This window comes from Azospirillum sp. B21 (assembly GCF_008364825.1).
Classification (GTDB): Bacteria; Pseudomonadota; Alphaproteobacteria; order Azospirillales; family Azospirillaceae; genus Azospirillum.
In genome coordinates this window covers 1-14,879 of sequence record NZ_VTTO01000032.1, presented here as the reverse complement: position 1 = coordinate 14,879, position 14,879 = coordinate 1, and the positions used below count along the sequence as shown (strand labels likewise).

At 67.7% G+C, this 14,879-nt stretch carries 16 protein-coding genes; 11 read left to right on the top strand and 5 right to left on the bottom strand.

From position 1 onward, the window contains the following. The first annotated feature begins 11 nt into the window (after window positions 1-11). The 5 genes from FZ983_RS32635 to FZ983_RS32615 all read left to right on the top strand — a co-directional run bounded on the left by FZ983_RS32635 (window position 12) and on the right by FZ983_RS32615 (window position 3,398). On the top strand, window positions 12-572 hold the full coding sequence (locus FZ983_RS32635; RefSeq protein ID WP_149228940.1) for a formate hydrogenlyase complex iron-sulfur subunit: 561 nt from the start codon (window positions 12-14) through the stop codon (window positions 570-572). Continuing rightward, complete coding sequence (locus tag FZ983_RS32630; RefSeq protein ID WP_149228939.1) at window positions 569-1,372, top strand: NADH-quinone oxidoreductase subunit B family protein; 804 nt, start codon at window positions 569-571, stop codon at window positions 1,370-1,372. Before FZ983_RS32635 ends, FZ983_RS32630 begins: the two co-directional genes overlap by 4 nt. Next, window positions 1,369-1,836: a formate hydrogenlyase maturation HycH family protein gene (locus tag FZ983_RS32625; protein ID WP_149228938.1), complete on the top strand. Its 468-nt coding sequence runs from the start codon at window positions 1,369-1,371 to the stop codon at window positions 1,834-1,836. Before FZ983_RS32630 ends, FZ983_RS32625 begins: the two co-directional genes overlap by 4 nt. Continuing rightward, window positions 1,833-2,291, top strand: coding sequence for a hydrogenase maturation peptidase HycI (hycI, locus tag FZ983_RS32620; RefSeq protein WP_149228937.1), 459 nt, complete (start codon window positions 1,833-1,835; stop codon window positions 2,289-2,291). Before FZ983_RS32625 ends, hycI begins: the two co-directional genes overlap by 4 nt. Before the next feature lie 195 nt (window positions 2,292-2,486). Continuing rightward, window positions 2,487-3,398 (top strand): formate/nitrite transporter family protein, encoded by a 912-nt coding sequence (locus tag FZ983_RS32615; protein WP_247884071.1) that lies wholly within the window; start codon window positions 2,487-2,489, stop codon window positions 3,396-3,398. 50 nt (window positions 3,399-3,448) lie between these two features. Here FZ983_RS32615 and fdhD read toward each other — a convergent pair whose 3' ends face one another. Beyond that, entirely contained in the window at window positions 3,449-4,315 is an 867-nt protein-coding gene (gene fdhD / locus FZ983_RS32610; protein ID WP_149228936.1) for a formate dehydrogenase accessory sulfurtransferase FdhD, read from the bottom strand. Window positions 4,316-4,662: 347 nt separating this feature from the next. Between fdhD and hypA the strand changes: the two genes are divergently transcribed. From hypA to FZ983_RS32595, 3 genes are all read left to right on the top strand, one after another. Continuing rightward, window positions 4,663-5,004: a hydrogenase maturation nickel metallochaperone HypA gene (gene hypA, locus FZ983_RS32605; RefSeq protein WP_149228935.1), complete on the top strand. Its 342-nt coding sequence runs from the start codon at window positions 4,663-4,665 to the stop codon at window positions 5,002-5,004. 24 nt (window positions 5,005-5,028) lie between these two features. Then, window positions 5,029-5,310: a HypC/HybG/HupF family hydrogenase formation chaperone gene (locus FZ983_RS32600; protein ID WP_149228934.1), complete on the top strand. Its 282-nt coding sequence runs from the start codon at window positions 5,029-5,031 to the stop codon at window positions 5,308-5,310. A gap of 73 nt (window positions 5,311-5,383) precedes the next feature. Continuing rightward, entirely contained in the window at window positions 5,384-5,929 is a 546-nt protein-coding gene (locus FZ983_RS32595; RefSeq protein ID WP_149228933.1) for a HupE/UreJ family protein, read from the top strand. Between the two features lie 43 nt (window positions 5,930-5,972). Here the strand turns inward: FZ983_RS32595 and FZ983_RS32590 are convergent, their stop codons facing one another. Next, window positions 5,973-6,710, bottom strand: a complete 738-nt coding sequence (locus FZ983_RS32590; protein WP_149228932.1) for a hypothetical protein — start codon at window positions 6,708-6,710, stop codon at window positions 5,973-5,975. Window positions 6,711-6,760: 50 nt separating this feature from the next. Beyond that, the gene (rpoZ, locus tag FZ983_RS32585) at window positions 6,761-7,216 is read right to left on the bottom strand and encodes a DNA-directed RNA polymerase subunit omega (protein WP_149228931.1); all 456 of its coding nucleotides are present in this window, start codon (window positions 7,214-7,216) and stop codon (window positions 6,761-6,763) included. A gap of 281 nt (window positions 7,217-7,497) precedes the next feature. Here rpoZ and FZ983_RS32580 point away from each other — a divergent pair, with 281 nt between their 5' ends. The 3 genes from FZ983_RS32580 to FZ983_RS32570 are packed head-to-tail and all read left to right on the top strand — an operon-like array spanning window position 7,498 to window position 12,288. Next, window positions 7,498-11,298: a PAS domain-containing protein gene (locus tag FZ983_RS32580; RefSeq protein ID WP_149228930.1), complete on the top strand. Its 3,801-nt coding sequence runs from the start codon at window positions 7,498-7,500 to the stop codon at window positions 11,296-11,298. Beyond that, a complete protein-coding gene (locus tag FZ983_RS32575) occupies window positions 11,291-11,683 on the top strand; it encodes a response regulator (RefSeq protein WP_149228929.1) in 393 nt (130 codons plus the stop codon). The genes FZ983_RS32580 and FZ983_RS32575 overlap by 8 nt, the downstream gene beginning before the upstream one ends. After that, a complete protein-coding gene (locus FZ983_RS32570) occupies window positions 11,683-12,288 on the top strand; it encodes a DUF533 domain-containing protein (RefSeq protein ID WP_149228928.1) in 606 nt (201 codons plus the stop codon). Before FZ983_RS32575 ends, FZ983_RS32570 begins: the two co-directional genes overlap by 1 nt. 24 nt (window positions 12,289-12,312) lie before the next feature. Here the strand turns inward: FZ983_RS32570 and FZ983_RS32565 are convergent, their stop codons facing one another. After that, window positions 12,313-12,759, bottom strand: coding sequence for a CBS domain-containing protein (locus FZ983_RS32565; RefSeq protein WP_247884070.1), 447 nt, complete (start codon window positions 12,757-12,759; stop codon window positions 12,313-12,315). Window positions 12,760-12,845: 86 nt separating this feature from the next. After that, entirely contained in the window at window positions 12,846-14,612 is a 1,767-nt protein-coding gene (locus FZ983_RS32560) for an SLC13 family permease (RefSeq protein WP_149228927.1), read from the bottom strand. Window positions 14,613-14,879: the final 267 nt, after the last annotated feature.

Below are 14,879 nucleotides of genomic sequence, written 5' to 3'. Positions count from 1 at the left end.
GGGGGCGGGACATGCTCAAGCTACTCAAGGAAATCTTCCGCACGGGCGAGGCGACGGTCAAGTACCCCTTCGCTCCCATGACGGTCTGCAAGGACTTCCGCGGCAAGCCGGAACACAGGGCGGAGGACTGCATCGCCTGTGCAGCCTGCACCGTCGCCTGTCCGGCCAATGCCATCCAAATGGAGACCGACACCGCAGCCGGCACCCGCATCTGGTCGATCAATTACGGGCGTTGCGTCTTCTGCGGCCGCTGCGAGGAATCCTGCCCGACCAGCGCCATCCGCCTGTCCGACGATTTCGAGTTGGCGGTCGGCAGCAAGGCCGACCTGACGCGCAAGGCGGTGTTCTCGCTGGCCGACTGCGCCTGCTGCGGCAAGCCCTTCGCCCCGGCCAAGGAGGTCGATTACGTCGCCCGCCTGCTGAGCCAGTCGGCCCGCAGTGCGGAGGAGGCCGACCGCCTGCGCCTGACCGTCTCGACCTGCCCGGCCTGCAAGCGCGCCCAGGACGTCCATCACATCGCCGGCATGGGAATCGGCCGGCAGATGACTCAGGAACCGGAGACCACGCCATGAACATCCCCGTAGACCCCAAGACCCTGGTGGCGGAGATGTCGCCGGTCTCCACCAGCGAGCAGATCGCCACGATGAAAAAGGCGTTACTGAAGAACATCCAGCGCTCCGCCTACGTCTATCGTGTCGATTGCGGCGGCTGCAACGGCTGCGAGATCGAGATCTTCTCGTCCATCACCCCGGTGTTCGACGCGGAGCGCTTCGGCATCAAGGTGGTGGCCTCGCCCCGCCATGCCGACATCCTGCTGTTCACCGGGGCGGTGACCCGCTCCATGCGGATGCCGGCGCTGCGCGCCTACGAGGCGGCGCCCGATCCGAAGATCGTCGTCTCCTACGGCGCCTGCGGCTGTACCGGCGGCATCTTTCACGACCTCTATTGCGTGTGGGGCGGCACCGACAACATCGTGCCGGTGGACGTCTACATCCCCGGCTGCCCGCCGACGCCGGCCGCGACCATCCACGGCTTCGCCGTGGCGCTGGGCCTGCTGGAGCAGAAGCTGAAGGCCGAGACCCATGTCGAGGCCGCCGGCGAGACCGCCGCCCTGCCCCACCCCGACATCCCCTATGCGCTGCGGGTCCGGCTGGAACGGGAAGCCCGGCGGATGGCCGGCTACCGCCAGGGCCGCGCCATCGCCGAGGAGTTCATGGCCCTGCTGGAGGGGCATGCGCGCACGCCCGGCTCCTTCAGCCTGTCCGAATGCATGGTGGAGGCGGTCGCCGAGGAACGCGACCCGCGCCGTGCCGAGATCATCGGCCGGCTGGTCGATGTCGTGCAGCAGGCCATCCGAGGAGAAACGGCATGAGCACCCTCGCACAAGCCGATCCCGGCTCCCTCCCCGGCCTGCGGGCCGGCCGGGGAGCTGCGCCGGAGGTGGTGTTCTACCAGCTGAACGCCAAGGTGCTGGAGCGGAAGGAGGACATTCCCGAAGATGCCAAGCAGGTGGTCTATTATTCGCTGGCCATCGGGCATCACATCGGCGTGTTCGACTGCTTCAAGCCGGCCTTCCGCTGCACCACCGCGGTGTTCGACCGCGTTCTGGAAACGCTGAAGGACAATGAGGAGGCACACCGCAAGCTGTCCGGCCTGCTGCGCTTCGGCGAGATCACGGTGGACAGCACCCACACCCGGCCGCTGATGGCGGCCATCGAGGCGGTGCTGCCGACCGCCCCGCCCGACGTGGCGGCGTGGCTGGACCGGCTGCGTACCGCGCTGGACGCCATCCGGCGAGAACCCGCGATCTATCTGATGGGGAGACGGCTGTCATGACCGATGTCGTATTCACGGTTGGGAATGTCCTGCGCGGCGACGACGGGGCCGGCCCGCTGCTGGCCCAACTGCTCGACGAGCAGCCGGCCCCCGGCTGGACCGTGGTGGACGGGGAGGATGTCCCGGAAAACCACACCCACCACATCCGCTCTCTGGCGCCGCAGCGGGTGCTGATCGTCGATGCCGCCGACATGGAACTGCCGCCGGGCGCGGTGCGCCTGATCGGGCAGGACAGCGTCGCCGAGCAGTTCATGGTCACCACCCACGCCATCCCGCTGAACTTCCTGATCGACAGCCTGCGGGAGACCGTGCCGGAGATCCTGTTCCTGGGCATCCAGCCGCAGGACACCAGCTTCTTCGCGCCCGTGACCAGCACCGTCCGCCATTCCGTGGAGGCCGTCCACGACCGGCTCGTCCGCGGCGAGGGCTTCGAGGTTTACGAGACGGTGGGCTGACACCAGTACCCCGGAGCGCTCACCACGTCCTTTTTCGCAGCGCTCCGGGCAATGACAAAGACGCCGACGGCGTCACCGATCGGCTCTGAATTGCCGGTCGCCCCTCCCCCTGGCCGACGAGCCCTTGCATATCCGTCGGCAGGTGCCGGGACAGACCGTGTCCGGAACAACTCCACACAAGCGGAGGACCCCGTCATGGCAACGGATCCTGCATCCAAAGACTCGATGGTGCTCGGCATGGACGCCTATTCGCCCGCCGAGATTCAGGACAAGGTGGAAAAGCTCGGCGTGAAGAAGGCGACGATGCCCTTCCTGCCCAGCTTCATGCTGGCGGTGGTCGCCGGCGGCGGCATCGGGCTGGGCGGCATGTTCTTCGTCATCGTGCTGGCCGATCCGGCCCTCAGCTTCGCGGTTCAGCGGGTGTTGGGCGGGCTGGTCTTCTCGCTCGGCCTGTCGCTGGTCATGGTCGGCGGGGCGGAGCTGTTCACCGGCAACTGCCTGATCGTGATGGCACGGGCGAACGGTCAGATCAGCACGGCGCAGGTCCTGCGCAACTGGGCGACGATCTGGATCGGCAACGCGGTCGGCGCGCTCGGCCTTGTCTTCCTGATCTTCATGTCGCATCACACCGAGATGAACAACGGTGCGGTCGGCGGCGCCGTCCTGAAGCTCGCCATCGGCAAGATCGCGCCCGACGCGGTGACGATCTTCTTCAAGGGCATCATGTGCAACCTGCTGGTCTGCCTGGCGGTCTGGCTCGCCTATGCCGGCCGGACGGTGACCGACAAGATCGTGGCGCTGACCTTGCCGGTCGCCGCCTTCGTCGCCGCCGGGTTCGAGCACTGCATCGCCAACCTGTATTTCCTGCCGCTGGCCTATGTGCTGAAGCTGACGGGCCATGTGCCGGCGGGAATGGACGTTTCGATGATCACGGCGGGCGGCATCCTGCACAACCTGCTGTTCGCCACGCTGGGCAACATCGTCGGAGGGTCGGTGTTCGTCGGCGGCGTCTATTGGCTGATCTACCGCAAGGGGCTGGGCGGCCTGACCCCGCTGCCGTCGCGCAAGGCGATGCCGGTGATGGGGCGGCCTGCCGCGACACACTGATCAGGATACTCCTGCGGGCCGGCGATGAACCGGCCCGCGGGGTTTGACGCTCATGCGAGCGTGGCGACGCGGGAGGGCACCGCGTAGACGGTGAAACGGCCGTCGCGCACATAGGCGACCACACCCACCCCGACCGTCTCGGCAAAGCCGACGCAGAGCGATGTCGGGGCGGAGATGGCGGCGATCAGCGGGATGCCGGCCGCGGCGGTCTTGTGGACCATCTCGAAGGAACAGCGGCTCGACACCACGACGAAACCGCCGGTCGGGTCGATGCCGGCGCGGGCCAGCGCGCCGATCAGCTTATCGAGCGCATTGTGCCGCCCGACATCCTCGCGAACGGCGACCAGTTGCCCGTCGGGAAGGGCAAATCCGGCGGCATGGACGGCGCCGGTCTGCCGGTTCAAGGTCTGCCCCGACGGCAAAGCCGCCACGGCGCGGCGGATCGCATCGGGCGCGATGCGGGCGGTGGAGCGGACGGGGTCGAGAGGCCGCAGCGTTTCCGCGAAGCTGTCGGTGCCGCAACGGCCGCAGCCGGATCCGCCCATCAGGTTGCGCTTGCGCCGCAGAAGGGCCGCAAGCCTCTCCACCGGCAGCTCCATGCGCAGGCGCACGCCGTCCGTCAGTTCGTCGATTGCGGTGATCGCCAGTTCGTCGGCACTGCCGACGATCCCCTCGCTGAGCGAGAAACCGGTGGCGAAGTCCTCCAGGTCGGTCGGGGTCGCCAACATGACGGCGAACAGGTCGCCGGCATAGACCAGCCCGACCGGCACCTCGTCGATGATCTTCTCTTCGCGGTCATCGGTGTCCGATCCGGTGCAGACGGTCGCCGGCACCAGCCGGACGCCCTGCCGCGAAAGCGGCTGCGCCAGGGAAAGCGGCGCGGGGGTCGGGGCCGCGCAGGCGGTTGCATGATTCATGATGTGGCAGAGCCCCTGGCTGCGATGAAAGGCGGGGTGAGGACGAGCGCCGGCCGAACGGTCCGCCACAGCGTACCGTTATAACGCCGAAGCTGGAGCATTGGTCCCGACGCCATGGTCGGGCCGGCGCTCGCCCCACGATCTTGCGCCGGTGCGCGGCGGAACGACATGCGGCATTACGGCTCACCGTCAATATTTAACAGGTGTTCTCTAAATAAAGTTGGCTTATCGGTCGATAGAATACACTTATCGTCCAGATACGATAATGAACTTTCATGTACAGATTCTGTTTTACGGTTTGCCACACTTTGTCTGTGGTGATATTTTGCACGAGGTGGAGACGGAAGATGCATGAGCTTTCATTGTGCGAACGGCTACTGGATTTGCTGCAGGAGGAATCCCGTCGGCACGCCTTCCGGCGCGTGACCCGCATCCGGCTGGCGGTGGGGCAATTCGCCTGCGTCGATCCGGACGCCCTGCGCTTCGCCTTCGACGTGGTCCGTCGCGACACGCTGGCCGATGGGGCGGCGGTCGACATCGTCCAGCCACCGGGTCTCGTCTGGTGCGACGACTGCGCTTGCGAACGGGAGGTGCCGTCACGGCTCGCCTCCTGCCCCACCTGCGGCGGCCAGCGCCTCAGCCCACGCGGCGGTGACGACCTGACCCTTGTCGAACTGGAAGTGGCCTGAACGCTGCGATGAAGGAGCCTCGCCATGTGCCTTGGTGTCCCGGCCCGGATCCTCGCCGTCGCCGATGCCGGACGGATGACCGTCCTGGCCGACATGCTGGGCGAGGAGCGGGAGGTGAACCTCTCCTGTCTCGCCAACCCCAATGAGCCGCCGGCCGCCTGGGTCGGCGACTGGGTGCTGGTCCATCTCGGCTTCGCCCTATCGCGGATCACCGAGGCCGATGCGCTGACCACCCTCGATATGCTTCGCCAGTTGGACGAGGCGGAGGACGGACGGGGCCATCTGAAGGCCTCCCTGATCGGCTGATCCCGGCAAGAGAGCACAGCAGGCAGAGAACGGCCGGCACAGAACAACCGGCATTCACAGGAGATCGTTTGCAATGAACAGGTTGCTTTCCGCCGGCCTTGCCGGCCTTCTGACGGCGGCGCTCGCCTTTCCGGCGGTTGCCCACACCGGCCACGCCGGACACGCGATGTTCCAGGAAGGGCTGCTCCACCCGCTGAACGGAATCGACCATCTGCTGGCCATGGTAGCCGTCGGCATCTGGGCGGCGCAGAATGGCGGCCGGGCGATCTGGCTGCTGCCGGCGTCCTTCATCGCCATGCTGGCGGGAGGCGCACTGCTCGGCATGTCCGGTATCGAATTGCCGGGGGTGGAGGCCGGGATCGCCGCCTCAGTCGCGGTGCTGGGTTTGCTCGTGCTGCTGAACAAGCGGGTTCCGGTGGCGGCCGGAATGCTGTTGGTCGGTGCCTTCGCCGTCCTGCACGGCCACGCTCACGGCGCCGAGATGCCGCAGGCCGCCGATCCGGTCCTCTACAGCCTGGGCTTCCTGCTGTCGACCGCGATGCTCCACGGTGCCGGCATCGCCATCGGCCTCGCGCGCCACATTCCGCGCCTGCTGTCGGCGGTGCGTGCCAGCCGGTAAGGCGGCCTGCATGAAACGGCATGGAAGGCCGGGGGGAGAGGTCTCACGAATCCTGAGCCGCAACCGCCCTGACCGGCCTCTCCCGCCGGTCCGGCACCAGCCGTCCGCCATTCTCCCGCAGCCCTTCGGCGAGTTCGACCGCATAGGCGGCGCCGTCCAGCAGCATGGCGGCGGCGATGACGGCCAGATGGGCGGGAGGAATGTCGCGGCGGAAACGAAGCGCCGGCTCCGGCTCCATCCCCTCGCGGTGTCGCGCGAGGTAGCTGGCGGCGGCCATGGCAAGGGGCACGGCGGGGACCATGTTCTGGATGCCGTGCATCTTCTGCTCGACCGGGGGGACCGGCCGCCGCGTGATGGCGTAGCGCAGATCCGCCATCATCGTCGCCTCGTGCGACAGCAGGCCGGCGACCATCAGCGCCAGACTGCGCGGATTGGTCTCCAGCAGAAGCAGCGCCAGGCCGGGCATCGCCGCCTGTCCCGACATCGCGATGTGCATCAGCGATTCCTTGGCCCCGGCCGTGTGCTGGATGTCCATCCTGCGGTGGACCAGCCAGTCCGCGAACCCGGCGAGCGCCCCCGCCGGCAGCAGACCATAGGCGACGACATCCCGCATCGCCCGGTCCAGCGCCTCGGCGGGGGGAGCGGGCGATGCGGGAAATGCCCGGCTCGCCGCCTGACGCTGCCCCCGCTTCCCCAAGATTCCGGCGCCGACCGCCACAGCCGATAATGCGACGGCGGACAGGGCCATCGCGGACAGGCCGGTGGTGAAAAGCCTCCTCATCCGGTCACCTCTCTCCCTGAATGGACACCGTCATGGCTCGTGCTCCGCGCTTATGGCCCGACATCGCCGTCGGCATCGTTGCCGACCACGTCATCCTCGGTCATGCCGAAAGCCGCACCGGGATTGCGGTCCATTTCTGAGGCGATATCGTCATCCTCGGTGATGTCCTCCTCCGCGTCGCTCATGGAGTCGTCGTCGGCAAGCGAGTTGTCGGTGGTGTGCATCCAGGTGTTTTCGTCCGCCATCAGGTCGACGATCTCCTCTTCCGGCTCGTCGGCCTCCACCGACTTCTGATGGCCGCGGATCAGGGTGTCGCGCAGATCGGGCAGCGACAGCTTCTCCTCCGCGATCTCGCGCAGGGCGACCACCGGGTTCTTGTCGTTGTCGCGGTCGATCGCCAGCGGCGCCCCGCTGGCGATCTGACGGGCGCGCTGCGCCGCCACCATGACCAGATCGAAGCGGTTGGGGACCAGAAGGACACAATCCTCGACGGTGACACGGGCCATGGGATGAACACTCCGGAACAGGTGACGGGCTTGGCGGATCGGTGACGCAGATCGGTGATGAAGGGGCCACGAGCGGCCACCCCGCTTTCCTCAACAGGCCCGTCCGCCGATTGCGCATGCGTTCACTGGTCGTATCGCAAAGGGGGAGTACCGGTCCGCTCCATCGGGACATCGGCCGCCGTCTCCATCGGGGGGCGGGAGCGGTACCCATCACGCCGTTGCGAACGAATGGCGCGGAGCGCTGTTCTTGTCTGCGTACCCTTCCCCGGCCGCCACGGTTCATGCCCTCCGCTCCGATTTCCCTCACCGGAACACCCCCGCAAGACAGGTCCGATGCCGGCCTGCTCGCCGAGAATCTGGCCCGTAGGGAAAGGCAGCACGATCTGCTGGCCCGCTTCGGCATGGCCGCCCTGAAGAGCACGGACATCGACACGCTGCTGCAGGAAGCCACGCGCCTGTGTGCCGAAGGGCTGGGAACGGAGTTGTGCAAGGCCCTGGAATGGGTGCGGGACAGTGTTGGCGACGGGACGGTGGGAGACCGCCTGCTGGTCCGCGCGGGCGTCGGCTGGCACCCCGGCGTCGTCGGAAGCCGGACGGTTGGGGCCGACCTCGCCTCCCCTGCCGGCTACGCGCTGAAGACCGGCGAGCCCGTCATCTCCAACGATCTCGGCACCGAATCGCGCTTCCGACTCCCGGCGCTCCTGGCCGAACATGGGGTGAAAAGCGCCATCAACGTGATCATCCGCGGCGAAGGCGAACCCTTCGGCGTGCTGGAGGTCGACAGCCGGCAGGAGGGGCGCTTCGACGCTGCCGACGCCGCCTTCCTCCAGGGCTTCGCCAACCTGCTGGGCGGGGCCATAGACCGCGCCCGCGACGCGGCGGAGCGCCAGCGGACGGAAGCTCTGCTGCGCGAGAACGAGGAACAGTTCCGCAGCCTCGCCGACCTGATCCCGCAGCTGACCTGGATGGCCGATGCCGGCGGCGCGATCTATTGGTACAATCAGCGCTGGTACGATTTCACCGGCACCAAGCCGGGCGAGACAGAGGGTTGGAACTGGCGCATTGTCCACCACCCGGACCATGTCGACCGCGCCTCCGATGGCTTCTTCCGCGCCATCCGGGCGGAGGAGCCGTGGGAGGACACCTTCCCGCTGCGCAGGCACGACGGCGAATACCGCTGGTTCCTGTCCCGCGCCGTACCGGTCCGCAGTCCCGATGGGCGCATTCTGCGCTGGCTGGGCACCAACACCGACGTGACCGAGCAGCGCCGGGCCGAAGCCCGCGTGATGGAGGCGGAGCGGCGGCTGCAACTGGCGCTCAATGCAGCGCGGATCGGCGCATGGTCGTGGAACCTGGACGAGGACCGCATCGAGGCCGACGCCCGCCTGCGCGAGATCTTCGACTTCACCGCGGAGTTCCCGCCCGACCGCCCGCTCTGCGGATCGGACGTGACCGGCCGCGTGCACCCCGACGACCAGCCCCACATCCGGCAGATCATCGAGACCGCCCGGCGGGAACGCGGCGAGTATGATGCCGAGTTCCGCATCCTCCTGCCCTCGGGCGAGGTCCGCTGGGCGGTGGCGCGCGGCATCGTAACCGACAGCACGCCCGAACGCAGCCTGAGCCTGATCGGCGTCACCTGGGACATCACCGACCGCAGGCTGGCTGAGGACCGTCTGCGCGTCAGCGAGGAACGGTTCCGCTCGCTGGTGGAGGCCACCGCCGCCATCGTCTGGAGCACGTCGGAGACTGGGCGCTTCACCGCTCCGCAGCCGAGTTGGAGCGCCTTCACCGGCCAGAGTTTCGACCAGTTGAAGGGCACCGGCTGGATCGACGCCATCCACCCCGACGACCGCCCACACACGGCGGAGGCCTGGCGCGCGGCGCGGACGGGACGGACAATCTACAAGGCCGAACACCGGCTGCGCCGCCACGACGGCGTCTACCGCGACATGCTGGTCCGCGCCGTCCCGCTGCTGGACGGCAACGGCGCCGTGCAGGAATGGGTCGGCGTGCACACCGACATCACCACCCGCCGCCGCGCCGAGGAGGCGTTGCGCGAGACGGAGGAGCGTTACCGGCTGGCGGCGCGGGCGACCAACGACGCCATCTGGGACTGGAACCTGTCGTCGGACCGCATCCACTGGAACGAGGCGGTACGCACCCTGTTCGGTTATGGCGAGGACGTCACAGAGACCGCCGCCGCCTGGTGGATGGACCACATCCACCCCGACGACCAGGACCATGTGGTGACCGGCATCCATGCGGTGATCGACGGCGGCGGCACCCGTTGGAACGACGAATACCGCTTCCGCCGCGCCGACGGCAGCTATGCCAGCATCCTCGACCGCGGCTTCGTCCTGCGCAACGCCATCGGACAGCCGCTGCGCATGATCGGTGCCATGCAGGACATCAGCACCCGCAAGCGGGCGGAGGAGGAGCTGGAGGCCGCCCGCCTCGCCGCGGAGGAGGCCAACCGGGCCAAGAGCCTGTTCATCGCCAACATGAGCCATGAGCTGCGCACGCCGCTCAGCGCCGTCATCGGCTACACCGAGATGCTGGAGGAGGAACTGTCGGACCTCGGCGTCGACAGCATGCTGCCCGACCTTGAGAAGATCGAGGCCAACGCCCGCCACTTGCTGAACCTCATCAACGGCGTCCTCGACATCTCGAAGATCGAGGCCGGCAAGATGGAGGTGCATGGCGAGGACGCCGATATCTCCGAGTTGACCCGCGAGGTCGCCGCGACGGTCGAAGCCCTGGTGTCGAAGAAGGGCAACCGGCTGGCGGTTCAGGTGGCGGACGGGGTGGGACGCATGCACACCGACGTGGTGAAGGTTCGGCAGTGCCTGTTCAACCTGCTGAGCAATGCCGCCAAATTCACCGAGAACGGCACCGTCACCCTGTCGGTCGAGCGCGCCGCGGCGGGCACCGGCGCGGCATCGGGGGACATTACAGCCGGGGACATTGCGGCGGAGGACATGGTGATCTTCCGCGTCACCGATACCGGCATCGGCATGTCGCCGGAGCAGGTCCGCCGGCTGTTCGAACGCTTCATGCAGGCCGACAGCTCCACCACGCGCCGCTTCGGCGGGACCGGGCTGGGGCTGGCGATCACCAAGGCCTTCGCGGAGATGCTGGGTGGCGAGATCGCGGTCGAAACCGCTTCCGGCAAGGGCACCAGCTTCATCCTGCGACTGCCCACCGACCTGCGGCAGGGCCAGACGCACCGCCACTCCAATCCTTCACCGGTCACGGCCGACCAGACCGCATCCGCGTCGTCCGCCCGCGAGACGATCCTGATCATCGACGACGAGCAGGCGATGCGCGAACTGCTTGCCCGCTTCCTGCACCGCGAGGGCTTCGGCGTGGCGCTGGCGGCGGACGGCCAGACCGGCCTGTCGATCGCCCGGCAAATCCGCCCGCGCGCCATCCTGCTGGACGTGATGATGCCGCGGACCGACGGCTGGTCGGTGCTGTCGCTGCTGAAGGCGGAGCCCGATCTGGCCGACATCCCCGTCATCATCATCTCTTCCCGCCGGGAAAAGGGACTGGCCCTGTCGCTGGGCGCCGCCGACTATTTCACCAAACCGGTGGACTGGCAGCGCCTGCACCGCGTGCTGAGCGGACTCAGCGGACAGGCTCCGGGTACCGCGCTTGTGCTGATGGAGGCTGACGAGACCCGCGCCCTCCTGGGGGCGGAGCTGGGCCGCGACGGCTGGGATGTCCGGGAGGCCGAGACGGAGGAGGAGGCGTTCCGCCAGCTTGCCGCCGTCCGGCCGACCGTGATCCTGCTGGACCCCTTCATGAACGGCCTCGACGGCTTCGCTTTCCTCAAGGCGCTGAGCCGCAAGCCGGACTGGAGCGGCATCCCCGTCATCGTCATGGCCCCCCAGGCGATCGGCCGCGACGAGGCCGAGGAGCTGCGCGGCCGTGTCCGCGACATCATCCCGATGACGGAGGACGGATCGGAAGAGATGATCGAAGAGTTGAAGGACGCGATCGCTCGCCTGCGGCCGGCCTCCGGCAAGGCCGACGATGCCACAGGCGCGACGACGGGAACGGGAGGAACCGATGGCTAAGCTTCTGCTGGTCGAAGACCATGAGGAAATCTGGGACTTCCTGTCCCGCCGGCTGAAGCGGCGGGGGTTCGACGTGGTGCTCGCCTTCGACGGGCGCCAGGGGGTGGAAATGGCGCGCAGCGAACGGCCGGACGTGATCCTGCTCGATATGAACCTGCCGGTCATCGACGGCTGGACCGCCGCCCGCGAACTGAAGGCGGGCGGTGAGACGGCCGCCATCCCGATCATCGCCCTGACCGCGCACGCCATGTCCGGCGACCGCGAGAAGACTCTGCAGGCGGGCTGCGACGATTACCACCCCAAGCCCGTCGACTTCTCCCGCCTGCTGACGCAGATCGACAGCGCGATGCAACGGCTGGCCGGGACCGCTGGGGGAACCCCCTGATGACGGATCTTCAGAAGCCCGGCCTGCTGAAGCGCCTGTTCGGCGGCTCGCCGGATTCACCGCCCCCCATTCCGACCGGCATTCCGACCGCCATTCCCACTGGCGAGCCGGAAGCGGACTCCAACCCGCTGGGGTCGCGACTCGGTCATCAGCCGGTGCTGCACGAGATGCTGGCCCGGCAGATCCTGGACGCCCATCTGCGCAACCGCCACCAGTTGCACGACCGCGCGCCCGCGGATCTTGCAACCGCCAGTCCGGAGGAGGCCCGCCTGCTGGTCCGCGCCATGGCCGCCGCGGCCCACGCGAACGGCAAGATGGACGGCATGGAACTCGGCCGGATCAGGGGCAAGCTGCGCAGCAGTCCCCTCGACGAAGAGGATCGGCGCGCGCTTGAGAGTTCGTTGGAAGAACCGCAATGCCTGGAGGAGTTGGTCCGGCAGGTCGACAACCCGCGCCTGGCCGCCCGCTTCTATGCGGTCTCTCTGGCGGCGGTCGACAAAAACGCGCCGATCAACCGCTCCTACCTGCGCTACCTCGCCCAGCGCCTCGGCCTGCCCGCCGATCTGGTGGTGCGGCTGAACCGGCAGATGGGTCTGCGGCTGTAGCCGCCCCCATCAGACGTCCTGCCGTCAGACGTCCTGCCCGCTGGCGCTGAGTTCGCCCAGCGCGTTGCGGATCGTGTCGGTTTCCAGCAGAAGCCGGCGCGACACGTCGCTCAGCGTCAGCCAGCCGACGACCTGCTTCGCCTCGTCCAGGACCGGCAGGCGCCGCACATGGTAGGCGCCCATGATGTCCATGGCCGTGGCCAGCGTGTCGGTGTCGCGGCAGCTGAAGACGGAACTGGACATCACCTCGCGCACCCGCACCCGCGTGCTGTCGCCACCCTCCGCCACCACCCGGAACAGGATGTCGCGGTCGGTCAGGATGCCCAGCAGATCCTCGGCCGACCCGACCGGCAGCGCACCGACATCCAGTTCGCCCATCAGCGTCGCAGCCTCCTGTACGGTGGCGTCGGGGGCGATGAACTCCAGCGCTTTCGCCATGATCTCGGAAACCAGCACGGTCGTGTTCCTCATTGGTCGGGCCCGCCAGTTGGCAACGGGATGCGGCGATGGGGCGGGCGGCGATTGGCAACATCCGGTCGGGAGCCGTTGTTCCTTCCTCACCCCCCGAGCGGCCAGACCATCACGATCAGCCAGGTGCCAAGCGTCAGGATGAGCAGCGACAACGGCAAACCCAGCCGGGGATAGTCGCTGAACCGGTAACCGCCGGGGCCCATCACCAGCGTGTTGCATTGATGGCCGATGGGAGTCAGGAAATCGCTGCCGGCACCGACGGCGACAGCCATCAGGAACGGGTCGGGGCTGAGGCCCAATTGCTGGGCCACCCCGGCACCGATGGGCGCCATGACCAACACGGTCGCCGCATTGTTGAGGAAGGGCGTGACCGCCATCGCCGCCGCCATGACCAGCGTGACGCAGGCTACCGCCGGCAGGCCGCGTGCGGCATCGGCCAGCAGGGTGGAAATCACCTGGGTCGCCCCGGTGCTCTCCAGCGTGCCGCTGACCGGGATCAGCGCGGCCAGCAGGATGATGATCGGCCACTCCACCGCGTGATAGGCATCCTCGACGCTGAGCACCCCGGTGACGATCATCGCCGTTGCCGCCGCCAGGAAGGTGACCGCCAGCGGGGCCAAATGGAAGCCGACGACCAGCATGGTGATGATGACGATCCCGACCGGCACCCACATCGGCCGGCGCCGGCCGAGTTGCAGGCGGCGCTCCGCCAGCGGGATCAGGTTGGCATCGGCAAGAGCGTCGGGATAGCGCTCCGCCGGCACCTGGAGCAGCAGCAGGTCACCCTCTCGGAACACAACATGGTGCAGGCGCTGGGCAATCCGCTCGCCGGCGCGGCTCACTGCAAGCAGGCTGAGGCCGAAACGCCGCCGCAGATCGAGACGGCGATCGGAATGGCCGGCAAGCGGCGAGTCGGGCGTGACCACCGCCTCGACCGCCAGCAGTTCGCCATCCACTCCCTCCAACACGCCCAGCGGTTCCAGAGACGCCGCCTGGACCAGACGCTGCAGGGCCGGCGCATCGCCCTCCAGCACCAAAATGTCGTCGGCCAGCAAAACCCAGTGCTTGTCGGGAACATAGCGGCGGAACCGCTCGCGGATCAGGCCGATCACCTGCGCCTCTCCCTCCGCCAGGGCTTCGATGTCGCGGACGGTGCGGCCGACGAAGGCCGATGCCGCCGGCAGCCTCATCTCGCTAGCGTAGTTCTCGACCGCAAAGGTCTCTTCCGCCGACCGGGCGCCGCTGCGGTCCTGGGGCAGCAGGCGCCAGCCGACCATCAGGAAGGCCAACCCGGCCAATGTGATCCCAAGGCCGACCGGCAGGTAATCGAACATGGCGAAGGGCTTGCCGAGAATTTCCTCCCGCACGCGGGACACGATGATGTTGGGCGAGGTGCCGACCAGCGTCATCAGCCCCCCCATCAGGGAGGCGAACGCCATCGGCATCAGCACACGATGTGCGCCGGTGCGGTGCCGCCGCGCCAACTGCATGGTGATCGGCAGGAAAATGGCGAGCGCGCCGATGTTCTTCATCAGCGCCGACATGAAGGCCACCGATCCGGACAGGAAGGCGATCTGGCGCGTCGGCGTGTTCAACTTTGCTGCCACCGGGCGCACCAGCGCATCGATCACGCCTGATCGGGCGATCCCGGCGCTGACGATGAGAGCGGAGGCGATGATGATGACGATGTCGTCGGCAAACCCGGAAAATGCATCCTTCGCCGGAATCAGCCCCAGGAATACGCCGGCCAGCAGGGCCAGCACCGCCACCACGTCGAAACGCAGCTTGTTCCAGACCAACATCGCCACCACGATGCCCACCAACGCAAAGGCCATGAACTGCTGCAAGGTCATCGAACGTCCGTATGTTGGTGTCGCCCGGAGGTAACCCCGCGACACCCGGCAGCGTTCCCGAAGCGCTGGCGGTACGGCAGTTGCGCCAACGCCGGTAAGCCAACGACAAAAAGGGCCAACAGCAAAACGCCCCGGCTGATGAGAGCCGGGGCGTTTCCAATATGTGCGAAGATGCCAGCGTATATGCTTTGGTTTGACGTCTCTTGAGCCTGAGTGACCTGGCGGCGACCTACTCTCCCACGTCTTAAGACGCAGTACCATTGGCGC